Origin of the sequence: Mycobacterium sp. 94-17 (assembly GCF_035617725.1) — a bacterium.
In the GTDB taxonomy this organism is placed as follows: Bacteria; Actinomycetota; Actinomycetes; order Mycobacteriales; family Mycobacteriaceae; genus Mycobacterium.
This window is the reverse complement of sequence record NZ_JAPIYN010000001.1, coordinates 324395-346885: the sequence shown is the minus strand read 5'-3', so window position 1 is coordinate 346885 and position 22491 is coordinate 324395. Positions and strand designations below refer to the sequence as shown.

The 22491-nt window shown below is 66.3% G+C and carries 23 protein-coding genes; 16 read left to right on the top strand and 7 right to left on the bottom strand.

From position 1 onward, the window contains the following. Positions 1-7: 7 nt before the first annotated feature. Both purL and OQ789_RS01720 read right to left on the bottom strand, forming a co-directional pair. Positions 8-2305, bottom strand: coding sequence for a phosphoribosylformylglycinamidine synthase subunit PurL (gene purL, locus OQ789_RS01725; RefSeq protein WP_324683030.1), 2298 nt, complete (start codon positions 2303-2305; stop codon positions 8-10). 141 nt (positions 2306-2446) lie between these two features. Next, complete coding sequence (locus tag OQ789_RS01720; RefSeq protein WP_324683350.1) at positions 2447-3754, bottom strand: M18 family aminopeptidase; 1308 nt, start codon at positions 3752-3754, stop codon at positions 2447-2449. A gap of 139 nt (positions 3755-3893) precedes the next feature. Here OQ789_RS01720 and OQ789_RS01715 point away from each other — a divergent pair, with 139 nt between their 5' ends. From OQ789_RS01715 to OQ789_RS01705, 3 genes are all read left to right on the top strand, one after another. After that, the gene (locus OQ789_RS01715; protein WP_324683028.1) at positions 3894-4904 is read left to right on the top strand and encodes a Dyp-type peroxidase; all 1011 of its coding nucleotides are present in this window, start codon (positions 3894-3896) and stop codon (positions 4902-4904) included. Continuing rightward, complete coding sequence (locus OQ789_RS01710; RefSeq protein WP_324683027.1) at positions 4901-5698, top strand: family 1 encapsulin nanocompartment shell protein; 798 nt, start codon at positions 4901-4903, stop codon at positions 5696-5698. The genes OQ789_RS01715 and OQ789_RS01710 overlap by 4 nt, the downstream gene beginning before the upstream one ends. A 68-nt stretch (positions 5699-5766) precedes the next feature. Beyond that, positions 5767-6507 (top strand): SDR family oxidoreductase, encoded by a 741-nt coding sequence (locus OQ789_RS01705; protein WP_324683026.1) that lies wholly within the window; start codon positions 5767-5769, stop codon positions 6505-6507. A gap of 13 nt (positions 6508-6520) precedes the next feature. Here the strand turns inward: OQ789_RS01705 and OQ789_RS01700 are convergent, their stop codons facing one another. Both OQ789_RS01700 and OQ789_RS01695 read right to left on the bottom strand, forming a co-directional pair. Next, positions 6521-8233 carry an MOSC and FAD-binding oxidoreductase domain-containing protein gene (locus tag OQ789_RS01700; RefSeq protein WP_324683348.1) on the bottom strand — a complete coding sequence of 571 codons (1713 nt, stop codon included), beginning with the start codon at positions 8231-8233 and terminating at the stop codon, positions 6521-6523. A 21-nt stretch (positions 8234-8254) separates the two neighbouring features. Next, positions 8255-8971 carry an SDR family oxidoreductase gene (locus tag OQ789_RS01695; protein WP_324683024.1) on the bottom strand — a complete coding sequence of 239 codons (717 nt, stop codon included), beginning with the start codon at positions 8969-8971 and terminating at the stop codon, positions 8255-8257. Positions 8972-9225: 254 nt separating this feature from the next. Between OQ789_RS01695 and OQ789_RS01690 the strand changes: the two genes are divergently transcribed. From OQ789_RS01690 to OQ789_RS01650, 9 genes are all read left to right on the top strand, one after another. Next, complete coding sequence (locus tag OQ789_RS01690) at positions 9226-10095, top strand: alpha/beta hydrolase (protein WP_324683022.1); 870 nt, start codon at positions 9226-9228, stop codon at positions 10093-10095. Positions 10096-10154: 59 nt separating this feature from the next. Then, positions 10155-10850: a TetR/AcrR family transcriptional regulator gene (locus tag OQ789_RS01685; RefSeq protein WP_324683021.1), complete on the top strand. Its 696-nt coding sequence runs from the start codon at positions 10155-10157 to the stop codon at positions 10848-10850. 24 nt (positions 10851-10874) lie between these two features. Next, positions 10875-11546, top strand: a complete 672-nt coding sequence (locus OQ789_RS01680; RefSeq protein WP_324683020.1) for a TetR/AcrR family transcriptional regulator — start codon at positions 10875-10877, stop codon at positions 11544-11546. A 122-nt stretch (positions 11547-11668) separates the two neighbouring features. Next, positions 11669-12715 carry a zinc-binding dehydrogenase gene (locus OQ789_RS01675; protein ID WP_324683019.1) on the top strand — a complete coding sequence of 349 codons (1047 nt, stop codon included), beginning with the start codon at positions 11669-11671 and terminating at the stop codon, positions 12713-12715. Positions 12716-12760: 45 nt separating this feature from the next. After that, on the top strand, positions 12761-13630 hold the full coding sequence (locus tag OQ789_RS01670) for a DUF427 domain-containing protein (protein WP_324683018.1): 870 nt from the start codon (positions 12761-12763) through the stop codon (positions 13628-13630). After that, positions 13627-14220 carry a TMEM175 family protein gene (locus OQ789_RS01665; protein ID WP_324683016.1) on the top strand — a complete coding sequence of 198 codons (594 nt, stop codon included), beginning with the start codon at positions 13627-13629 and terminating at the stop codon, positions 14218-14220. Before OQ789_RS01670 ends, OQ789_RS01665 begins: the two co-directional genes overlap by 4 nt. Position 14221: 1 nt before the next feature. Next, positions 14222-14911: a haloacid dehalogenase type II gene (locus tag OQ789_RS01660; protein ID WP_324683015.1), complete on the top strand. Its 690-nt coding sequence runs from the start codon at positions 14222-14224 to the stop codon at positions 14909-14911. A 57-nt stretch (positions 14912-14968) separates the two neighbouring features. Then, positions 14969-16426, top strand: coding sequence for an NAD(P)/FAD-dependent oxidoreductase (locus OQ789_RS01655; protein ID WP_324683013.1), 1458 nt, complete (start codon positions 14969-14971; stop codon positions 16424-16426). Positions 16427-16429: 3 nt separating this feature from the next. After that, positions 16430-16897, top strand: a complete 468-nt coding sequence (locus tag OQ789_RS01650; protein ID WP_324683012.1) for a cupin domain-containing protein — start codon at positions 16430-16432, stop codon at positions 16895-16897. On the opposite strand, the gene OQ789_RS01645 is transcribed toward OQ789_RS01650, so the two are convergent. Further along, positions 16891-17289, bottom strand: a complete 399-nt coding sequence (locus tag OQ789_RS01645) for a VOC family protein (protein ID WP_324683010.1) — start codon at positions 17287-17289, stop codon at positions 16891-16893. The genes OQ789_RS01650 and OQ789_RS01645 overlap by 7 nt on opposite strands. Positions 17290-17390: 101 nt before the next feature. Here OQ789_RS01645 and OQ789_RS01640 point away from each other — a divergent pair, with 101 nt between their 5' ends. The 4 genes from OQ789_RS01640 to OQ789_RS01625 all read left to right on the top strand — a co-directional run bounded on the left by OQ789_RS01640 (position 17391) and on the right by OQ789_RS01625 (position 21606). Next, the gene (locus tag OQ789_RS01640; protein ID WP_324683008.1) at positions 17391-18218 is read left to right on the top strand and encodes a GntR family transcriptional regulator; all 828 of its coding nucleotides are present in this window, start codon (positions 17391-17393) and stop codon (positions 18216-18218) included. Positions 18219-18334: 116 nt separating this feature from the next. Beyond that, positions 18335-18802, top strand: coding sequence for a YbjN domain-containing protein (locus OQ789_RS01635; protein ID WP_324683006.1), 468 nt, complete (start codon positions 18335-18337; stop codon positions 18800-18802). Positions 18803-19255: 453 nt separating this feature from the next. Next, positions 19256-20071: a lysophospholipid acyltransferase family protein gene (locus tag OQ789_RS01630; RefSeq protein WP_324683004.1), complete on the top strand. Its 816-nt coding sequence runs from the start codon at positions 19256-19258 to the stop codon at positions 20069-20071. 107 nt (positions 20072-20178) lie between these two features. Then, the gene (locus OQ789_RS01625; RefSeq protein ID WP_324683003.1) at positions 20179-21606 is read left to right on the top strand and encodes a wax ester/triacylglycerol synthase family O-acyltransferase; all 1428 of its coding nucleotides are present in this window, start codon (positions 20179-20181) and stop codon (positions 21604-21606) included. Here the strand turns inward: OQ789_RS01625 and purQ are convergent. Then, positions 21573-22247, bottom strand: a complete 675-nt coding sequence (gene purQ, locus OQ789_RS01620; RefSeq protein WP_324683001.1) for a phosphoribosylformylglycinamidine synthase subunit PurQ — start codon at positions 22245-22247, stop codon at positions 21573-21575. The two genes, OQ789_RS01625 and purQ, sit on opposite strands and share 34 nt — an antisense overlap. Beyond that, positions 22244-22483 (bottom strand): phosphoribosylformylglycinamidine synthase subunit PurS, encoded by a 240-nt coding sequence (gene purS, locus OQ789_RS01615; protein ID WP_044487430.1) that lies wholly within the window; start codon positions 22481-22483, stop codon positions 22244-22246. Before purS ends, purQ begins: the two co-directional genes overlap by 4 nt. Between the last annotated feature and the right edge of the window lie 8 nt (positions 22484-22491).

Sequence of the window (22491 nt, the reverse complement as noted above, 5' to 3'; positions counted from 1 at the left end):
CGAGAGCTCATCCGAACAGCCGCGGTAGCACCGCCTCGGATGTCTCACGCAGTTCGGCCAGCGGAATCGTGAACAGCCCCTGGACCTCCACCGCGTCGGAGGCCTCGTCGACCACTCCGATGCGCACCGTCGGCAGTTCCCGCGCCTCGCACATCGACCGGAACCTGCTCTCCTCGGTGCGCGGCACCGCCACCAGCACGCGGCCCGCCGACTCGGAGAACAAGGTCACGAACGGATCGGCATCCTCGGGAAGCACGATGCGACAACCGGTTTCACCGGCCAGGGCGGCCTCGACGACAGCCTGGGCGAGGCCGCCTTCGGACAGGTCGTGGGCCGCGGACACCAGGCCGTCACGCGAGGCCGAGCCGAGCACCTCGCCCAGCAGCTTCTCGCGGGCCAGGTCGACCTTGGGCGGCAGCCCACCGAGATGCTCGCCGGTCACCTGCGCCCAGATCGAACCGTCGAACTCGTCGCGCGTCTCGCCGAGCAGCAGCAGCGTTTCGCCGGGTTCGGTGCCCAGGCCGGTGGGGATGCGCCGGGCGACATCGTCGATCACGCCCAGCACCCCGACCACCGGGGTGGGCAGGATCGCCGTCGAGCCCGTCTGGTTGTAAAAGCTGACGTTGCCGCCCGTCACCGGAATCCCCAGGGCCACACAGCCGTCGGCCAGTCCCCGCACCGCCTGCGAGAACTGCCACATCACGGCGGGGTCTTCGGGCGAACCGAAATTCAGACAATTGGTCACCGCGACCGGGACCGCTCCGGTGACGGCGACGTTGCGGTAGGCCTCGGCCAGCGCGAGCTGCGCGCCGGCGTAGGGATCGAGCTTCGTGTAGCGGCCGGACGCGTCCGTCGACAAGGCGATGCCGCGGCCGGTGGATTCGTCGACGCGCAGCACGCCGCCGTCGGCGTGCTCGGCCAGCACGGTGTTGCCGCGCACGTACCGGTCGTATTGCTCGGTGATGAACGCACGGCTGCACAGATGCGGACTGCTCAGCAGCGCAAGCACAGTCGCGCGCAGCTCGGCGCCGGTGGTGGGGCGGGGCAGCGTGGCCGACGTGTCGGCGTTGAGCGCGTCCTGGGTGTCCGGACGGGCGACCGGCCGCTGGTAGACCGGGCCTTCGTGGGCGACGGTGCGCGGCGGCACATCGACGACCGTCTGGCCGCGCCAGGCGATGCGCAACCGGTTTCCGTCGGTGACCTCACCGATCACCGTGGCCAGCACGTCCCATTTGCGGCACACCGCCAGGAACGCGTCGACGTTCTCCGGGGTGACCACCGCGCACATCCGCTCCTGGGACTCGCTGCACAGGATCTCCGCGGGTGTCATGTCCTTGGCCCGTAGCGGCACGGCGTCCAGGTCGATCGACATGCCCCCGTCGCCGGCCGAGGCTAATTCGGATGTGGCACAAGATAATCCGGCGCCACCCAGGTCCTGGATGCCCACCACGAGTTTGCCGGCGTACAGCTCGAGGCAGCACTCGATGAGCACCTTCTCCATGAACGGGTCGCCAACCTGAACCGAGGGCAGTTTCTTGCGGGAGTTCTCGGCGTCGAAGGTGTCCGAGGCCAGCACCGACACCCCGCCGATGCCGTCCAGGCCGGTGCGGGCACCGAACAGGATGATCTTGTTCCCGGTCCCGGAGGCGAAGGCCAGGTGCAGATCCTCCTGGCGTAACACGCCGACGCACATGGCGTTCACCAACGGGTTGCCGGCGTAGCACTCGTCGAAGACGGTCTCGCCGCCGATGTTGGGCAACCCCAGCGAGTTGCCGTAGCCGCCGACGCCGCGCACCACGCCGTCGAGCACGCGGCGGGTGTCCGGCGCATCGGCCGCACCGAACCGCAACTGGTCCATCACCGCGACCGGCCGCGCGCCCATAGCCATGATGTCGCGGACGATCCCGCCGACGCCCGTGGCCGCACCCTGATAGGGCTCGACGTAGGACGGGTGGTTGTGCGACTCGACTTTGAAGGTGACCGCCCAGCCGTCGCCGATGTCGACCACACCGGCGTTCTCGCCGATGCCGGCCAGCATGCCGGTGCGCATTTCGGCGGTCGTGGTCTCGCCGAAGTAGCGCAGGTGCACCTTGGACGACTTGTAGGAGCAGTGCTCGCTCCACATCACCGAGTACATCGCCAGCTCGGTGTCGGTCGGGCGCCGGCCCAGGATCTCGCGGATGCGCTGGTACTCGTCGTCTTTGAGGCCCAGCTCGGCGAACGGTTGCGGCTCGTCGGGAGTGGTGGCGGCGTGCTCGACGGTGTCGATGGCCTGCGTGCGCGCGCTGGTCCCGGAGACGGTCACGCCAGACAGTCTAGGGCTGGGCGCACCCTGGGCGCGCCCGATGGCCGGGCGGCCGGCCACCGCGCCGCGTCAGCCCGCGATCCGGGCCAGCGCCGCTGCGGTATCCAGGTCGGCGTAGGCAAACGAATACCGTTGGATGCGTCAGGCCGGCGCCAAGAACGCGTGCATCGCGGCCGAGTAGGCGGCCACGTCGTGCGCGCCCATCACCTCGCGCGCGGAGTGCATCGCCAGCTGCGCCGCGCCGACATCGACGGTGGGGATGCCGGTGCGCGCGGAGGCCAACGGTCCGATCGTCGATCCGCACGGCAGGTCGGCCCGGTGTTCGTAGCGCTGCAGGGCCACCCCGGCCTGCCGGCACGCCAGCGCGAACGCCGCGGCGGTGCGGCCATCGGTGGCGTAGCGCAGGTTGGGGTGCACCTTGAGCACCGGCCCGGCGTTGACCGCGATCGGGTGGCCGGGCTCGTGTCGCTCCGGGTAGTTGGGGTGGGTGGCGTGCGCCATGTCCGCCGAAGCCAGCAGCGAGGCGGGCAGCCGGCGCAGGTACTCCTCGCGGCTGCCGCCGGCCGCCAGCACGATTCGCTCCAGCACCGTGCCCAGCAGGTCGGATTGCGCGCCGTGATCCGACGACGACCCGACCTCCTCGTGATCGAAGACCACCAGCACGGGCAGATACGCCCCGGGCCGTTCGACGGCCAACAGCGCCTGAAGCCCCGCGTAACAACTGGCCTGGTTGTCCAGGCGGGGCGCGCTCAACAGGCTGGCGTCGGCGCCGGCCACCGTGGCGGGAGTCAGGTCGTGCGTCATCAGATCGGCGGCCAGCACGTCGGTAGCCGCCACTCCGGCGCGCTCCGCGACGTAATCGACGAACGACCGCGGCGTCTCCCCGACGCCCCACACCGCGTTGACGTGGCGCTGCGGATCCAGCGTCAACGATTTACGGTCGTCGGCCAGATGGATGGCCAGCTGCGGCACCCGAAGGATCGGCTCGTCGATGCGCACCAGCCGGTGCCCGATCCCGCCGTCCTGGTCGTCCACCCGCACCGACAGCCGCCCACTGATGCCGAGATCGCGGTCGAGCCATGAGTTGAGCCACGCTCCCCCATAGGGTTCCAGCGCCACCACCCGCCAGCCGGCGACCACCCGGTCGGGGTGCTGCTTGACCCTGAGATTGGGACTGTCGGTGTGCGCACCCACGATCCGGAACGATCCGTCGGCGGCGTCCGAATTCCAGGCGACCAGCGAGGCCGCCCGCACCGTGAAGTACCGCCCCGGCTCCGACGGCCAGTGTTTAGCCTCGCTCAGTTCGGTGTATCCGGCAGCGATCAACCGAGCGGCCACCGTGGCGCACACATGAAATGGCGACGGAGAGGCGTCGATGAACTCGCAGAGTCCTTGCGCGCTCGCTGAGGACTTCGCCTGGTTTCGAGACCCGCGGGACATGTGCAACATCATCGCTGCCGGCCGCCGCGGGCTCCGCGCTGGGTCCGGCGCCGCTTCCGGCGCTCGCCGTCGCCGCGCCGGGCCCAACGGCGCGCTCCTCACTCGCGCCGCTTCCGGCGCTCGCCGTCGCCGCGCTAGGGTCCTCAGAGTGCCCCCCGTCCAACCCCAACCCATCCTCGCCCCGCTGACCCCCGCGGCGATCTTCCTGGTGGTGACGATCGACGACGGCGGGGAGGCGACCGTGCACGACGCGCTGCCCGACATCCCCGGACTGGTGCGCGCGATCGGTTTTCGCGAACCGCAGAAACGGTTGTCGGCGATCGCCTCGATCGGCTCTGACGCCTGGGACCGGCTGTTCTCCGGACCGCGGCCCGCCGAACTGCACCGGTTCGTCGAACTGAAGGGCCCACGGCACACCGCTCCCGCCACGCCCGGGGATCTGTTGTTTCACATCAGGGCGGAGAGCCTGGACGTCTGTTTCGAACTGGCCGACCGAATCCTGACATCGATGGCCGGTGTGGTCACCGTGGTCGACGAGGTCCACGGATTCCGTTACTTCGACAACCGCGACCTACTTGGATTCGTAGACGGCACCGAGAACCCGGACGGCCCGTTGGCCGTGAGTGCCACCGCGATCGGCGACGAGGACCCCGACTTCGCCGGTTCCTGCTATGTGCACGCGCAGAAATACCTGCACGACATGGCGGCGTGGCATTCGACCCCGGTCGGCGAGCAGGAGCGCGTGATCGGCCGCACCAAGCTCGACGACATCGAGTTCGACGACGACGTCAAGCCTGCCAACGCCCACATCGCCCTCAACGTGATCACCGACGACGACGGCACCGAACTGAAAATCGTGCGGCACAACATGCCGTTCGGTGAGCTCGGCAAAAGCGAATACGGTACGTATTTCATCGGCTATTCGCGCACGCCCCGAGTCACCGAACGGATGCTGCGCAACATGTTCCTCGGCGATCCACCGGGCAACACCGACCGCATCCTCGACTTCTCCACGGCCGTCACTGGCGGATTGTTCTTCTCACCCACCCTCGACTTTCTCGACGATCCCCCACCCCTGCCCGCAGCGCCGGAGGCGGAAACGCCTGTGGCACAGCACGGCTCACTTTCGATCGGCAGCCTGAAAGGAACCACTCCATGAACAACCTCTACCGCGACCTGGCACCGGTCACCGAAGCCGCTTGGGGAGAAATCGAAGAAGAGGCGACGCGGACGTTCAAACGCCACATCGCCGGACGTCGGGTCGTCGACGTCAGCGAGCCCGGCGGAGCGGTCACCGCCGCCGTGAGCACCGGCCGGCTCGCCGACGTGGCATCACCGACGGACGGTGTGGAGGCTCACCTGCGGGAGAGTAAACCGCTTGTCCGACTGCGGGTTCCGTTCACCCTGTCCCGTTACGAGATCGACAGCGTCGAGCGTGGCGCCAAGGACTCCGACTGGGATCCGGTCAAGGAGGCGGCCAAGAAGCTGGCGTTCGTGGAAGACCGGGCCATCTTCGAGGGTTACGCCGCGGCTTCCATCGACGGCATCCGCTCCGCCAGCTCGAACAAGTCGCTGACCCTGCCGGCGGATCCGCGTGAGATTCCCGACGTCATCACCCAGGCGATCTCCGAACTCCGGCTGGCCGGTGTCGACGGCCCCTACTCGGTGCTGCTGTCTGCCGACGTCTACACGCGCGTCAGCGAGACAACCGAGCACGGCTATCCGATCCTCGAGCACATCGACCGGCTGGTTCCCGGAGACATCATCTGGGCGCCGGCCATCGACGGTGCTTTCGTGCTGACCACTCGCGGCGGTGACTTCGATCTCCAGCTCGGTCACGACGTGTCGATCGGGTACACCAGTCATGATGCCGACACCGTCCAGCTATATCTGCAAGAGACGCTCACCTTCCTGTGCTACACCGCGGAGGCGTCCGTCCCCCTGACCCCGTAGGAATAAATGCCCGAGGGTCACTGCTAACTCGAGAGGCAACTGAAGTTCTCTCCTGGAGGCGGGATTCGATGGCAACAACATTGGTCGGCTCCACCGCATTGGTGACTGGCGCGACATCGGGGATCGGCCGGGAAGTTGCACTGCAGCTTGCGGCGCGCGGCGCCGAGGTCGTGGTGCAGGGCCGCAATGCCGAGCGCGGCGCGAAAGCCGTTCGTGATATCGAAAACAACGGCGGTAAAGCACGTTTCGTCGCTGCGGATCTCAATAACGCCGAGGATGTCCGGCGCCTGGCCGCCGAGGCGGGACCGGTGGACATCCTGATCAACAACGCCGGCATCTATGAGTTCGGTCCCACAGCGGACACGGACGACGCGACCTTTGACGAGCACGTGAACGTCAATCTGCGCGCACCATACATCCTGGTCCAGCAATTGGCGCCGGCGATGGCCGCTCGGGGTAGAGGCGCAGTAGTCAACGTCAGCACCCTGGCTGCATCGGTAGCTTCAAGCGGAGCGGGCATCTACGGGGCGACCAAAGCCGGTTTGGAACAGCTGACCCGTGTGTGGGCTGCTGAATTCGGCACATCGGGAGTGCGGGTGAATGCGGTGGCCGCAGGCCCGACCGCCACGCCAGGGGCCGATGCCCTTCCAGGAGTCCTCGACACGGTTGCGGCGACCACCACGCTGCAGCGAACGGCCGATGCGAGCGAAATCGCAAGTGCCATAATATTTCTCAGCTCCGAGGATGCCAGCTATGTCAATGGCGCGGTGTTACACGCAACCGGCGGCCAACGTGGGATTGCCGCATAGTGCACGACCCGATTTAAAGATCCAGCACCACATCGGTTTCCGGGGCCGCAGAGCAGATGAGGACCGATCCGTCGCTGGGCGGATCCAACGGCTGTTGAACGTAAGTCGCTGTCCCGGCGACAATCCCGGTGACGCAGACGTGACACACTCCGCTTCGGCAGGAAAACCGGGTCGGCACGTCACAGGCCTCGGCCAGGTCGAGTATGCTCCGGTACCGCAGTGACCAGCTGACCGTTAATCCGCTGCGCGCGAAGGTGATCGCTGGCCCAGTGCCCGACGGCCCGACGGGCAGGTGCGGTGGCATGCGCGCCCCGGCCTCCACAACGCCCGGGTTGATCGCCGGCAGCGCGCCGAAGAGCTCACTGTGGATGCGGGCCGGGTCAAGCCCCACGCCGGCCAGGTCCCGCCGCATTTCCGTCATGAATTGCGTTGGACCGCAGAGGTAGACGGTAGCATTACTGGGCAGGCCCAACGCCGCGATGGACTCGCGGCAAAGGCGACCCTGCGCTTCGGTGTAGAAGACCTGTTGCGTGGCGTGCGGCAGCGAATCGATGAGTGCCGTGACTTCTTCTGCGAACGCCTGGGATTCGCGGTTGCGAGTAGTGTGCAGCCACCAGATGTCGCGCCGGCTCTCGGCCGCGGACAGCGCATGCAGCATCGCCAGGACCGGCGTCGCCCCGATTCCGGCGGAGAACAGGACAACCGGATCGCTGTCTTCGATGAGGTAGAAATCGCCGCGTGGGGCGGCCGCGGCTATCACCGACCCGGGCTGGATGTGGGCGTGCAGCCAGCGGCTGACCACACCCTGATCCTCGCGCTTGACGCTGATGCGGTAAGAACCGGCCGACGAATCGTCGGAAAGGGAGTAGCTGCGCATCGGTGCGGGCTCGCCTGCACCGGGGACCTTGACCGTCAGATACTGGCCGGGAAGCGCCGGCGGTAACGGACTGTGGTCGTCAGCCTCGAGTCTGATCGAGAGCACTTGTGAACTTTCCCTGCGGGTTTGGCTCACTCGCAAGCTGCGAAATCCTTTCCACCCGGGTTCGGCTCCGATGGGCGGTGCCACCGGGGATGCCGCGCCATCATGCACGGCCAGTAGCTCGTAGAAAGACTGCTGCCAGCCTGGACTGAGCGCCGGAACGTCGATGGCCTTACGCAGCGTTTCGATGTCGCGGTCGGGTAGATAGAGCAGCGCATCCACGGCGGCGACGCTGAGCTCGTGACGACCACGGCGGGTGCGCACGATCTCGTCGCCGACCCGCACGTGACCCTCGGTGATCACGCGAAAATAAAAGCCTGGGCGATGCTGGGATACCAACAGATTGGGCATGTCCGGCTCCTCCAGGCCGATGCCGACGCGATAGCAGGTGACACGTGGCTGGGTGACCTCGAACTCCGCATCGCCGATGCGATAGCGGTCGCCGATGCAGACGTCGTCGTCGGTGAGCCCGGTGACGGTGAAGTTCTCGCCGAAGTGGCCGGGTCGCAGGTCGTCGCGGCCGAGGTAGGTCTTCCAGAAGTCGTAGGACTCGTTCTGGTACACCATGACGGCGCGTTGTTCCCCCCCGTGACCGGCGAGATCACCCTGGCCGTCGCCGTCGATGTTCAGTCGGCGCACCATCACCGGTCCCTCGACGGGGGTTTTGTAGATCCCGGTGTAGACGGTCTTATCCCGCCATTGCACGCTTTTGGGCGTGCCCACGTTCACCGAAACGAGCCGGCCCACCATGTCACCTCGAACTAGCACTTAGAGCAGCGGCTCGCCGCCATCCACTTTCAATGTCATCCCGGTCAGAAATGTGTTGGTCATCGCGAACAGCACGGCGCCGGCGATATCGCCGGGAGTGCCAATTCGTCCCACCGGATTGCCGTCGGCGATGTGCGTGAAGTACTCCCGCTTGCCCTCCGCGCCCAGGGCGTCCCACGCTCCGGTATCGATGACGCCGGGTGAGATCGCGTTGACCCTGATCGGTGCGAGCTCGACCGCCAGCCAGCGCGTCAAGAAGTCAACGGCACCATTGGTTATGCCCACGCCCAGGTAGCCAACGTTGTGCTTGAAGGCATGCACGCCGGAGAACAGCACTAGCGATCCGCCCGGGTTTATCTGCGAGGCAAAGTATTTAGCCAACATGGTTGGGCCGATGACCTTGGTGTCAAACGAGAGTTGCAGTTGTGGGCGTTGCAAGTCGCGCAGTTTTCCGCGGGCGCGGGCCGAGGCGGTCGATACGACATGGTCGACGGCACCTACTCGATCTGCAAGAGCTGCGATCGATCCGTCGTCGGTGATGTCAACCGTCTCGGCGATGACGTCACTGTCGCGGTAGGCGCTAGCGAGTTTGGCCTGGTCCCGTCCAGCCACCACAACCTGGGCACCTTCGAACTGCGCGAGTAACGCGACCGCTTGTGCGATTCCACTTCCGCGCCCCACCACCACGACCTTCTTGTCCAGCAACGCCTTGGACACGATGTGCTGTCTCCTCTGCCGAACCGGCCGGCGACGGCCCGCGCGCCCGCGACCGAGCCACTAACTGGGATCGTTGGCCCAGAATATGGCAGCCGCGGGCGGGCGGCAACATATCCGCTTCGCGGGCTGTTGCGCGATGCCGGTTTGGTGCATAATGGGTCATGTAACCCATAACCCTCTGATGATGGGTTGCGCTTCTATCGGTCGCCGCCGAGGCATTCGACGGTCAATCATGTTGTGCCGGGAGGATTCTCATGGCTGTAGTTCATCATCGATACGCCACCGTCGGCGGCCATCGGCTCTTTTACCGTGAGGCCGGCGACCCACACGCTCCGGCGGTGCTTCTCTTGCACGGGTTCCCCACGAGCTCTTACATGTTCCGCCACCTGATCCCGGCGCTCGCCGACCGTTACCACGTCATCGCGCCCGACCACCTGGGCTTCGGGTTGTCCGACGCCCCACCGGTCGAGGAGTTCGACTACACATTCGACGCGCTTACCGACCTCACGGCGGCTCTGCTGCAAACCGTGGGCGTCGACCGGTACGCCGTGTACGTCCAGGACTACGGCGCGCCGATCGGGTGGCGGCTTGCGCTGCGTGACCCATCCGCGATCAGCGCGATCATCAGCCAGAGCGGCAACGGTTATGACGCCGGATTCGTCGAGAGCTTCTGGAAGGTCGTGCAGGCGTACCAACAGGAGCAGACGGCAGACACCGAGGCGCCGGTGCGGCAGTTCCTCACGCTGGACGCCACCCGTTGGCAATACCTGACCGGAGTGCCTGACGAGACCCTGGTCGATCCCGAGTCCTGGCACCACGACTACGCGCTACTCTCCCGCCCCGGCAACGACCTGGTGCAGCTCAAGCTGTTTCGCGATTACACCACCAATGCGCCCCTGTATCCGCGCTTGCACGAATACTTCCGCGCCAGCAGGGTGCCACTGCTGGCGGTATGGGGCCGCGGCGACGAGATCTTCGGGCCGGCCGGCGCCCAGGCGTTCGCCGAGGACCTACCCGACGCCGAGATCCACTTGCTCGAAGGCGGGCACTTTCTGTTGGAGTCCGCTTGCGATGACGTCGCCCGGCTGACCCGGAACTTCCTCGCCAAGCAACTCAAAGCCTGATCGTGTCGTATGGGCTGGAGATCCCATAAATGGGGGCGCTCGCGGGTTAGCCTGACGCGATGGCCCATCCCGATGTTCACGACGAACAACGGTTGACCGCCAAGGGGCGCGCCACCCGCGACCGGATCGTGCAGGCCGCCGCCCAGCTGATCGTCACCGAGGGCCTCTCCGCATCGAACATGGACAATGTGCGCCAAGCGGCTTCGGTCAGCGGTTCACAGCTCGCCCACTATTTCGCCGACAAAGCAGCGCTGATCCGTGGGGTGATCGGGCGGCAGATCGGCATGGTTTTGGACTTCCACCGCCAGCCGACGCTTCGGGGCCTGGCTTCGTTTGAAGACTTCGAGCGGTGGATCGACCTGAACATTCGCTATCTGCGCCGCATCGGATATTTCGGCACCCCCACCTATCACGCGCTCACCGCCCAGTTGGCCAAGTCGGACGACGCCACGCGTGCCGCGCTGGCAATCGGCTACCGGCAGTGGATCGACTTGTTGGGCCAGGCGATTCAGCGGATGAAAGACAACGGGCTGCTGGTGCCCGAAGCCGACCCACAGCAACTGGCGTGGGTGATCGTCACCGCGCATCAAGGAGGTGGTGTGTTGACCTTCACTTATCGAGAGGAGTGGCCGCACGTCGACGCGACGCGTTTCGCGGTCAATTACCTGCGAATGTTCGCCACCGACAGCGCCGAGCGAATACCCCGTCCGCCGCACCGGTCGCGGGGGCGTCGCCCGCCCCGACATGCGGGCTGACTCATCCGCGCCGAAGGCGGCAACGTGACTGAACACACCCCACCGCGGTTCACCCGCAAGGGACTGGCAACGCGCGCGCGCATCATCGAGGTCGCCGGCCGGCTGATGTTCGAGCATGGCGTTGCCAACACCAGCATCGACCAGGTGCGGCGCGCCGCCGAAGTGGGCGGGTCCCAAATCTCGCATTACTTCCGCAATAAGCGCGACCTGACCCGACACGTCGTCGATGCGCGGCGCAACGACGTGCGCACCTTCCACACTCGACCGCAATTCTCCGGACTCGACAGCATCGATGCCCTGCAGGCCTGGGCCGATGCCTGCGAGTCCGACATCGACGCCGTATACCGCGTCGGAGGTTGCGTCTACGGGTCCTTGGCCGGCGAGTTGATCGAGGCCGACACCGAAATGCACGACGACCTTGCGGCGGGTTACGACCAATGGATTGAACTGTTTCGGGCCGGCCTCGAAGCGATGCGCAATCGCGGCGATCTTCGTCCGGAAGCCGATCCGCGGCACCTGGCCGTAGCGCTGGTCACCGCGCACCAGGGTGGTGCCATGCTCACCCACGTCACCGGCGATCCGCAACCGTTGCGGGCGGCAGTCAACGCCGCCGTCGACTACGTGCGCTCCTTCGCGCCTCATCCTTCATCCCGTAAAAACCGGCCCGCACCACCGCGCCGCCGACGCAAATCCTGACCGGTGGCCTTCCGCTGGACATAGTACATGCGGTCGCCCATAATAATGGGTCAACTGGCCCAATATTAGCGGGCCGCCGGCCAGCATATGGCGCCTGCCAACGCTTTCGAAAGAGGCAGCCGATGTCCACTCTTGAGTCACCTCAGCTGCCCACCGCCCCGGCAGTGGTACGCGAGCAACCCGGCGGGGAAACTATGCGGGCGATCATCCTGGAGAGGTTCGGCGGTCTGGACAGCCTGGTCTACGCCGACATCCCCAAGCCGCTGCCCAAGGACGGCGAAGTCGTAATTGCCGTAAAGGCTTTCGGCATCAATCACGCCGAACTCCACATGCGTCGAGGGGAATGGGCTGAGGCTGCCGAGGTCAGCGGAATCGAGTGTGTCGGCATCGTGGACTCGTGTCCTGGAGGTGAATTCCCGGTCGGCTCCAAGGTGGCCGCACTCATGGGTGGTTTGGGGCGCACCATCAATGGCAGCTACGCGCAGTACACCCGCGTGCGTGCGGCCAATGTCGCGCCCATCGAATCCGACCTGCCGTGGTCGCAGCTGGCCGCGTTGCCGGAAACCTATGCGACAGCGTGGACATGCCTGTACCGCAACCTGAATCTGACCGCCGGGCAAACGTTGGTGATCCGCGGGGCGACTTCGGCATTGGGACAGGCCGCACTCAAGATGGCCGTGATCACCGGCGCGAATGTCATCGCCACCGCACGCAGCCGTGAGCGCTTCGAAATTCTCCAGCATTTGGGCGCCAGCCGTGTCGAGGCGGAGCGTCGTGACCTGGCCGCCCACATCGCCGAAGCCCACCGCATCGACGCCGTCCTCGATCTTGTCGGCAACAGCACCATCCTCGACTCTCTCGACATGCTGCGCCGCGGCGGCACGGCGTGCCTGGCAGGATGGCTGGGCGGACTCGATCCCATTGGTGACTTCAACCCGCTGCTGCGCATGGCCAGCGGTGTGAATTGGAACTTCTTCGGCAGCTTCGTCTTTGGGACACCAGGCTTCCCGCTCTCCGACGTGCCTCTGCAAGAAGTCGCACGGCAGGTTGCCGACGGCGAGCTGGATGCAAAGCCGTCGCGTATCTTTTCTTTCGACCAGATACGCGAAGCGCACCGGGTGACGGAGGCGGGAGAAGCCGGCGGAAAGATCGTAGTGGTTGTGCAGTGACGCGACAGCGGGCTCCAGCAGATTTCGCGAGGAAGGGATAAGACGATGGGGCTGGCATGGCAGCAAGGCCCGCTGGCGACCGGGTCGGTCGGGCACTTTCTGACCGAACAGCAGATGCCGGCGCGGCTGCTCTTCGCTGAGCCGTTGCGACGACGGATGCGGGTCCGCTTCGCGGATCGGTGGGTCGCCGACAGTGAAGATGTGATGCTCTTGCACGAGCCGGGCCGCTACCCGGTGGCCTACTTCCCACGCCATGACATCGACGACGCGACATTGATCGCCGAAGACCGGGTGACTCAGCACCGTGACCTCGGCGACACCCAGTGGTTCACGGTCAGAGCGCTCGGACACGAGACCAACCACGGCGCCTGGGAGCACACCGGACCCCCGGCGCATGCGACGGTGCTCGCGGGCCGGGTGGCGTTCGCCTGGCGCGCGATGGATGCCTTCTACGAAGAAGAGGAACGCATCGTCGGGCACGCCGCGGACGCATACCATCGCATCGACATCCGTTCCACCTCGCGCCATTTCGTCGTACAAGACGGCGATCAAGTGATTGCCGACAGTCATCGACCCTTGGCACTGTATGAATCGGGGTTTGCGCCGCGCTGGTATGTGCCGCGGGAGGATATCGACGAGGCAGTTCTCAAACTCGTTCAGGTACAGACGTTTTGCCCCTACAAGGGGATATGCTCCTACTACGACATCGGCACCCACCAGCGCGCGGCGTGGTCTTACGTCGATGCCTGGACGGAGGTAGCCCGAGTCCGCAACCTGGTGTCTTTCGAACCGGACAAGATTGACGTGCGCCTAGACGGCGAACACCTTCATTTGGAACCCGGCCAGACCGTGATCCCGCACGGTGTCGACCGTGGGCTCGATACGGATGAGGTTCTCGGAAGGAGCTTGCGGTGACCGCCCAACACGGCACTCCCGAGCGGGTACGATCGTTCTCCGACGGCGTCTTCGCGGTGCTGATCACCATCCTCGTCCTGGAGCTCAAACCACCCAAGGCGTACACGTTCAGCGCTTTGCTGCCTGAGTGGCCGACAGGACTGAGTTATATTGTCAGTTACGGGTTTATCGCGATCGTGTGGGTGAATCATCATCACTTGTTCGGCTATGCCGAGGTGGCGACCCCGCGATTGGTGTGGTCGAACTTCGCGCACCTGTTCTCGGTGTCACTCATTCCGATCACCACCGAGTGGATCGCCGACAGCCGGCTTGCCGCCGCGCCCGTGACCTTGTACGCGTCGGTGTTCGTGCTCGTCAACATCACCTATCTGGCGCTTTGTCAGGAAGCGGTCGACCTGCCCACTCATGAAGACCTCACGCAGCGCATCCGGCGCCTTTTACAGATGAGATCGTTCTTCACGATCGGTGTCTTCGCCGCTGCGGCAGTCATCGCTCTCTGGTGGCCGGTAGCCGGGATGATATTGATCTGTCTGTGCCTGGCCGGGTATCTGCGGCCGGACGTCCCCGCCATGAAGAAGGCAGAGTCCTGACGTGCTCAAACCGTCCGTCCTAGTCTTCGACGTCAACGAGACACTGATCGACATCGAGTCCATCGCACCACTTTTCGGAGAGCTGTTCGGCGACGAACGGGTGCTGCGCGAGTGGTTCGGCCAACTCGTGCAGTACTCGATGACTGCGACGCTGGCGGGACTCTACGTGGATTTCTTCACGCTTGGCCAGGGCGTGCTGCACATGCTCGGCGATGTCTACCGCGTGCCCGTCACCGACAACGACGTGCATCGCCTTCAGGAACAAATGCGCACGATGCCGGCACACCCCGATGTCATCGAAGGGCTCACCGTGCTGCGGGACAACGGCTTTCGCCTAGCCACGTTGACGAATTCCCCGCACCGTGTCGGTACGCCGACACCGCTCGACAATGCCGGCCTGGCAGGCTTTTTCGAGCAGCAGTTGAGCGTCGAAGACTGCCGCGCCTTCAAGCCGGCCCCCGTCGTGTACCGCCACGCATGCGACGCGCTGCGGGTAGCGCCCACTGAGTGCATGATGGTGGCCGCGCACGTGTGGGACACGATCGGTGCGCAACGCATCGGCTTCGGTGGAGCCCTCATCACCCGTCGGGGCAATGCGCGGTTACCGGTAGCCGTCCTGCCGCAGCCGAATATCGTAGTCAGTGATTTGCCCCGGCTCGCCGAGCAACTCATCAGCGGGCCCGCTGAATAGTAAAGGGGCGCCGTCGGCGCCGTGGCCAACTATCCCACGCGGAAAGGAGCGTCGAACATGGCAACACCAGACGGAGGAGACTTCGACGTCGTGGTGCTCGGTGCCGGACCGATCGGCCAAAATGCGGCCGAACGTGCCCGCGCAGCAGGATTGCGCGTCGCGCTCGTCGAGCGCGAACTCGTCGGCGGCGAGTGCTCGTACTGGGCGTGCGTGCCCAGTAAAGCGTTGCTGCGCCCCGTCATTGCCCTTGCCGACGCCCGCCGGGTCGACGGCGCCCGGGAGGCGGTCACCGGGTCCATCAGTGCCGACGGAGTGTTCGGCCGCCGCAATCGCTACGTCAGCGACTGGGACGACAGCGGCCAGGCGGACTGGGTCGACGGGATCGGTGCCGCCCTGATACGTGGGCACGGGCGACTGGACGGCCCGCGCCGTGTCGTTGTCACTAATGGCGACCGCGACCGCGTGACATTGACGGCAAGGCACGCCGTTGTCGTCTGCACCGGCAGCCGCCCGATGTTGCCCGATCTGCCCGGCATGGCCGAGGCAAGGCCATGGACCAACCGGCAAGCCACCGATAGCAGTTCGGTCCCGGAGCGGCTGGCAGTCGTCGGCGCCGGCGGCGTGGGCGTCGAAATGGCCACGGCCTGGCAGGGGTTGGGCTCCCAGGTGACACTGCTGGCGCGCGGATCGGGGCTGTTACCCAGGATGGAGCCCTTCGTGGGCGAGCTGATCGGACGCGGTCTGACCGATGCCGGCGTGGACGTGCGGTCCGGAGTATCGGTCCGTGCGCTGCGCCGGCCGGATGACTCCCACGTGATCCTCGACCTGGACGACGGCACCGAGCTGACGGTCAACGAGGTGCTTTTCGCCACTGGTCGCGCGCCGCTGACCGATGATATCGGCCTGGAGACGGTGGGATTGAGGCCGGGCAGCTGGCTCGAGGTGGACGACACCTGCCTGGTCCGGAACGCCGACGAGGATGGCTGGCTCTACGCGGCGGGCGACGTGAACCACCGGGCGTTACTCACCCATCAGGGCAAGTATCAGGGCCGAATCGCGGGTGCGGCGATCGGCGCCCGCGCAGCAGGGCAGCCGCTGGACACCCAACCGTGGGGTGCACACGCGACGACAGCCGACCATTACGCCGTGCCGCAAGCTTTCTTCACCGACCCCGAAGCCGCCGCGGTGGGACTCACGGCTCGACAGGCCGAAGATGCCGGACACCGGGCCCACACGGTCGACATCGAGATCGGTGACGTCGTGATGGGGGCCAAGCTTTACGCGGATGGCTACACGGGCCGCGCCCGGATGGTGGTCGACCTCGACAGCGGTTGCCTGCTCGGCGTCACCATGGTCGGCCCGGGCGTGACCGAGATGCTGCACGCGGCCACCATCGCCGTCGCCGGGCAGGTGCCGGTCGACCGCTTGTGGCACGCCGTGCCGTGCTTCCCGACCGTCAGCGAGCTGTGGCTCAGACTGCTCGAGGCCTACCGCGATGCCGCGGACGATAATTGACCCATGGCGACTCCCGACGGATTTCATCCGGACCTCGACGACACGGCAAACCCCCTCGCGCGCAACCGGGTACGCCACATCAAGGCGTCGGAAATCAGCTCCGACACCGCGCAGTCGGAGGGACTGCGGCGCTTCGCCGCCCTGTCCGGCGGGTCGGTAGGCGCGCAGAAGCTCTGGATGGGCGAGACGCATGCGGCGCCGCGATCAGCGTCGGAGAACCATCACCACGGCGAAGCCGAGACCGCGATCTATGTGCGAAGTGGTAACCCGGAGTTCGTGTTTCACGACGGCACCGGCGAGGTTCGCATCGCCGCCGCGCCCGGCGACTACGTCTTCATCCCGCCGTATCTGCCGCACCGTGAGGAAAACCCCAACCCCGATTTGCCCGCCGAGGTCGTGATCGCCCGCAGCACCCAGGAGGCCATCGTCATCAATCTCCCGGCGCTGTATCCGCTGACCGACCCTCAGTAGACGGCGATCTCGATCAGATTGCCGTCGACGTCACGGCAGTAGTGCGACGTCATCTCGCCCAGCGCCCCCATCTTGGTCACCGGTCCGGAGATCACATCCACTCCACAGGCGCTGAGGTGGGCGCGGACCTCCTGGGGGCCGGCGCGCGTGACGAAGCACAGGTCTTCGGAACCGGCGGCCTCGACCGCACCGGTGAACCAGTCGGGATCGTCGGCCGACGCGCCCACCGGTCGCAGGTTGATCTTCTGATCCCCGAAACGCAGCGCCGTTCTCCGCGACGGCCCGAATGTCTCACGCCGCATGCCCAGCACCCGTTCGTACCACGCGGCGGTGGCCTCCACGTCGCGGCAATTCAAGACGACGTGATCGAACCGTTCCACGGCGATCGCCACCTGGGACCCTCCTGACCGCACCGGCGAAACCCATTCGGTACCACAGTAATCCGATTGGCGCACGCTTTACGCCCGGCAAATAGGACGTTTTAATACATCTTATGGCTTCCGATCAATTAGATCTCGACGCCGCCGACCTCCGGATCTCCCGCGGCAGCGTGCCGGCCAGCATTCAACTCGCCGAAGCCCTCAAGGCGGCCATCGTCAAACAGCGTCTGCCCCGGGGCGCGCGATTGCCCACCGAGCGAGACCTCATCGACAGCACTCGCGTGAGTCGGGTGACCGTGCGCGCGGCGGTCGGGCTTCTGGAACGCCAGGGCTGGCTGGTGCGAAAGCAAGGACTCGGCACGTTCGTGGCCAACCCGATCAAGCAGGAACTGGGATTCGGCGTCCGGACCATCAACGAGGTGTTGGCCGACTCCGGGATCACGCCGAACGTCGACGTCCTGTCGCATCGCGTCGAAGACGCACCGCAACGGATCGCCCAAACGTTGGGCCTGTCCAAAGTCCTGTGTGTGCACCGGCGTTTTCGCGACGGCGACCAGCCCATCGCACTGGTGGTTGCCTATCTGCCACCGGGATTGGGCAAGGCGGCAGAACCCCTGCTGAAGAGCTCGACCGACGAGCAGACGGCCCAGGCCATGGAAAGCACCTACACCCTGTGGGAGCGGCGACTGGACATCCCCATCTCGCGAGCCGCGTACGAGATTCATGCGGCCGGCGCATCGCTGGAAGTGGCCGGCGCCCTGAATCTGCCGATGGGATCCCCCGTGTTGGTGCTCGAGCGCACCAGCTACGGCCAGGACGATAAACCCCTCGAAGTCGTGGAATTCCACTATCGTCCCGAGCGGTACCGGTTCTCGGTCACTTTGTCGCGTACCGTGCCCAGGCAGGGCGGGGGCATCGTGGAACGGCGTGCGGACGGCTGAGCGCGACCCGAACCCGCTCCACCCGAGGCTCGCTCAGCGAATTCTCAACAGATTCTTCGGTGCCGCTGCGCTCGGCTCCCAGCATTCCCAAAGTCGTAGCCCGCACCATCGAAGCCATGACGAATCAGCAGCTGTGCGCGGACCTGGTCGAGCGCTACCTGCGCACCCGCGGGCGACGATATTTCCGCGGCCACCACGACGGCGAATACTTCTTCGTCACCGACGCTCCGCGGCGCCTGCACGTGCACTTCGACATCTCGCCGGCGCACGACGACGTGCTGATCGTCCGCGTGGCGCCCGGCTGCTATTTCCCCGCGGCCGACCGCCCCTGGCTGACGTACTTCTGCGATCGCTGGAACCGTCTCGAACGCCACGTCACCGCGATCGTGCATGGTTCGTCGGATCCGCAGCGCCTCGGCGTGGTGGCCCGCAAGTCGCAATGGATCCGAGATGACGTCTCCTTCAACGATTTCGCCGTCTTCGTCGATTCGATCGTCGCGGACGCGACCGAGCTCTTCGAGGGGCTGGGCCCTACCGTCGACATGCCTCCCGACGAACGACCGTTGCTGCGCGACGCCGGCTGAGGGACGGGCGGCCCAGGCCACCTAGCTGATGGGCGCGTCTGGGCGCGGCTCACCCAGCCTGGCCGGATCGCGCCCCACGGATCGGCGTAGCGCCCGGGCGTATCCCGATATGCCGCACGGCTTTCCAGGGACGAGTCGCACCTGCTGCGGCAGGGCGACATCGGCAAGGCCCACCCACGACGTCGGCGGTGACCGCGGCGGCGGAGGCGCGCGACGTCGCGGACGTCGACGGTGTAGATGCGGCCATCGGCAGGAAGGGCGCGCTCGAAGAACAACGCGTCGGCGCTGAACGGCACGGCGTCGGGGTCGACGCTGATCAGCCCGCCCGGCCTTTGCCCCCAGCAATGAATATGGCATTCTCTTAAATAGAGAGTAGGACATCCAAACGCTCGTCGGGGTTTGAGACCGGCGTCACACCGGCAACAAATAGCGAAGAACAGACAGCGGGGAGCCATGACAGGCAACGGTGTTGACGCCACAGATAATCACGAAACCGCCAAGTGGGATCCGGCATTCACCGAACAGGCGGCAAAGGTGCTCGGGCCGGTCATCAAGCGGTACTACCGGGCCGAGGTGCGAAACATCGACAAAGTGCCGTCCTCGGGCGGAGCCCTGGTGGTCTGCAACCACTCCGGCGGGATGCTCACCCCGGACGTGCTGATCTTCTCGCCGGCCTTCTACAACCGGTTCGGCTACGACCGCCCCGTGTACACGCTGGGCCATTACGGGGTGTTCATGGGGCCGCTGGACGGCTGGTTGCGCCGCCTCGGGGTCATCGAGGCCAGCCGCGAAAACGCCGCCACGGCCCTGCATTCCGGGGCGGTGGTGCTGGTGTTCCCCGGGGGCGATTACGACTCCTACCGGCCGACCTTCGGTGCGAACTCCATCGACTTCAACGGCCGTACCGGCTACGTGCGGACCGCCATCGAAGCCGGAGTGCCCATCGTGCCGACCGTCTCCATCGGCGCCCAGGAGACCCAGCTGTTCCTGACCCGGGGCAACTGGCTGGCCCGCAAGCTGGGGCTGACCAAGGCGCGAATAAACATCGTGCCGGTCAGCGTCGGGTTCCCCTTCGGTGTGAGCGTCATCTTCCCGCCCAATGTGCCGCTGCCGGCAAAGGTCGTCACCGAGGTTCTCGAGCCGATCGACATCGCCGCCCAGTTCGGTGGCGATCCTGACGTCGACGAGGTCGACGCCCACGTCCGCTCCGTCATGGAGTCCGCGCTCAAGCGACTCGCCGGTGAGCGCCGGTTCCCGATCCTGGGCTGACGACGGCCGTCAGGTCGCGCCGATCCGATGACCGCCAATCCGCCGCAGCATCGCGCACCCTCCGGCATAGTTGTGGGCCTGGACGCGTCGGCACGGCGAGGTGACGTGTGAAAAGACTCAACGGCATGGACGCGATGCTGCTCTACAGCGAGACGCCCAACCTGCACACGCACACGCTGAAGGTGGCCGTCATCGACCCCACCGACTTCGACGGTGAATTCGATTTCGAGGCGTTCCGCCGTCACGTGCGTCGTCGGCTGCACCTGCTGGAACCGTTGCGCTACAAGCTCGTCAAGATCCCCTGGCATCTGCATCACCCGATGTGGCAGGAGAATTGCGACGTCGACCTGGACTATCACCTGCGGCGGGTGCAGGTGCCCGCGCCGGGCGGCCGGCGCGAGCTCGATCAGGTGATCGGCGAGGTGGCGTCCACTCCCCTGGACCGCAGCCGCCCGCTGTGGGAGTTTCATTTCGCCGAGGGGCTGGCCGGTGGCCGGTTCGCGTTGATCGGCAAGGTCCACCACGCGCTGGCCGACGGCGTGGCGTCGGTCAACCTGCTGGCCCGCGCGATGGATCTGCGCGACGGCCCCACCGACGAACGCGACAACGCCGAAGCAGGTGTCGTCATGTCCAGCGCCGGCCTGCTGCGCGCGGCGGCACGCGACCACGTCCGGCAGATCGGTCGGCTGCCCGGGCTGCTCAGGGACGCGGCGGTCGGAATGACGAGGGTGCGCCGGCGGTCCCGGGAACGCGGGGATCACCCCGACCTGGCGGAGGCGTTCGACGCGCCGCCGACCTTCCTCAACCATGTCGTCTCGCCGCGGCGCCGGTTCGCCACCACGTCGTTGTCGCTGCCGGAGGTCAAGGCGACGGCAAAGGCGTTGGGCATCACGGTGAACGACGTGGTGCTGGCGATGGCGACCGGGGGGTTGCGAACGCTGTTGCTGGCTTATGACGGTGCGGCCGAGCGCCCGATCATCGCCTCGGTGCCGACGGCCACCGACAAGTCGGACCGCATCTCCGGCAACGAGATCAGCGGGATAATGATCTCGCTTCCGGTCCACGTCGCCGACCCCGGGGAACGGGCCCGGCTGGTCGCCCTGGCCACCAAGATCGCCAAGGAAGATCACGAGGTCCTCGGCCCGGAGCTCTACGGGAAGTTGATGGCCTACCTGCCGACCGCCCTCGCCCCCGCCGCGTTCCGGTGGCTGGGCGAGCGCGACGCGCCGAACAAGCTGATGAACGTCGCGGTGTCCAGCGTGGTGGGTCCGCGCGAGCGGGGGCACTTCGGCGGCGCGGCCGTCAGCGAGATCTATTCCACCGGGGTGCTCTCGCCCGGCGCGCCGGTCAACATCACGGTGTGGAGCTACGTGGACCGACTCGGGGTCGCGGTGCTCACCGATGACCAGACCTTCCACGATCCGCACGAGGCGACGGATGCCATCGGCGCGGCGTTCGCCGAATTACGGGATGCCGCAGGCATTTCCGACCAACCGGTCGCTCAGCCGGCGAGCACGCCGTCCAGCACCGAATAGAACAGACCCAGGCCGTCATCGGAAGGCCCGGTCAGCGCCTCGATGGCGTGTTCGGGATGCGGCATCAAACCCACCACGCGGCCGTTGGCGGAAGCGACCCCCGCGATGTCGTGCAGCGAGCCGTTGACGTTCTCGTGGTAGCGGAACGCCACCCGTCCCTCGCCTTCGAGCTCCTCTATCACCTCGGCGGGCGCCACGTAGCGCCCCTCGCCCGATTTCAGGGGGACCAGCAGGTCGGCGTCGGGCTCGAAGCGCGAGGTCCAGGCCGTCGAGGTCGAGGCCACCCGCAGCCACACGTCGCGGCAGATGAAGTGCAGACCCGCGTTGCGGGTCAACGCCCCGGGCAGCAGTCCGGCCTCGCAGAGCACCTGAAATCCGTTGCAAATGCCCAACACCGGCATGCCGCGCCGCGCGGCCTGCACCACCTCGGTCATCACCGGGGCGAACCGGGCGATCGCGCCGGCACGCAGGTAGTCGCCGTAGGAGAATCCCCCCGGCACCACCACGGCGTCCACGCTCTTGAGATCGGCGTCGGCATGCCAGAGGTTGACCGCCTCGGCACCGACGCGTCGCGCCGCGCGGGCGGCATCCACGTCGTCGAGCGTGCCGGGGAAGGTGATGATCCCGATGCGTGCGGTCACTGCGTTTCCCGGCTGATGGTCCAGTCTTCGATCACGGTGTTCGCCAGTAGCGATTCCGCGATCTCGGCGAGCGCCGAATCGTCGACGCTGTCGTCGACTTCAAGCTCAAACCGCTTGCCCTGCCGAACTTCTGAGATTCCCGGGTGTCCGAGGCGACCCAGCGCGCCCACAATCGCTTGACCTTGCGGGTCGAGAATCTCCGCTTTGGGCATCACGCTCACGATCACCCGGGCCACCGGCGCTC

Bases quoted from the DNA above. Each gene is read 5' to 3' on its own strand.
- OQ789_RS01630 (WP_324683004.1), top strand. From the start codon at position 19,256: ATGACAGGCAACGGTGTTGACGCCACAGATAATCACGAAACCGCCAAG.
- OQ789_RS01655 (WP_324683013.1), top strand. From the start codon at position 14,969: ATGGCAACACCAGACGGAGGAGACTTCGACGTCGTGGTGCTCGGTGCC.
- OQ789_RS01640 (WP_324683008.1), top strand. From the start codon at position 17,391: ATGGCTTCCGATCAATTAGATCTCGACGCCGCCGACCTCCGGATCTCC.
- OQ789_RS01670 (WP_324683018.1), top strand. From the start codon at position 12,761: ATGGGGCTGGCATGGCAGCAAGGCCCGCTGGCGACCGGGTCGGTCGGG.
- OQ789_RS01690 (WP_324683022.1), top strand. From the start codon at position 9,226: ATGGCTGTAGTTCATCATCGATACGCCACCGTCGGCGGCCATCGGCTC.
- OQ789_RS01675 (WP_324683019.1), top strand. From the start codon at position 11,669: ATGTCCACTCTTGAGTCACCTCAGCTGCCCACCGCCCCGGCAGTGGTA.
- OQ789_RS01720 (WP_324683350.1), bottom strand. From the start codon at position 3,754: ATGTTGCACATGTCCCGCGGGTCTCGAAACCAGGCGAAGTCCTCAGCG.
- OQ789_RS01650 (WP_324683012.1), top strand. From the start codon at position 16,430: ATGGCGACTCCCGACGGATTTCATCCGGACCTCGACGACACGGCAAAC.
- OQ789_RS01685 (WP_324683021.1), top strand. From the start codon at position 10,155: ATGGCCCATCCCGATGTTCACGACGAACAACGGTTGACCGCCAAGGGG.
- OQ789_RS01705 (WP_324683026.1), top strand. From the start codon at position 5,767: ATGGCAACAACATTGGTCGGCTCCACCGCATTGGTGACTGGCGCGACA.
- OQ789_RS01635 (WP_324683006.1), top strand. From the start codon at position 18,335: ATGACGAATCAGCAGCTGTGCGCGGACCTGGTCGAGCGCTACCTGCGC.
- OQ789_RS01710 (WP_324683027.1), top strand. From the start codon at position 4,901: ATGAACAACCTCTACCGCGACCTGGCACCGGTCACCGAAGCCGCTTGG.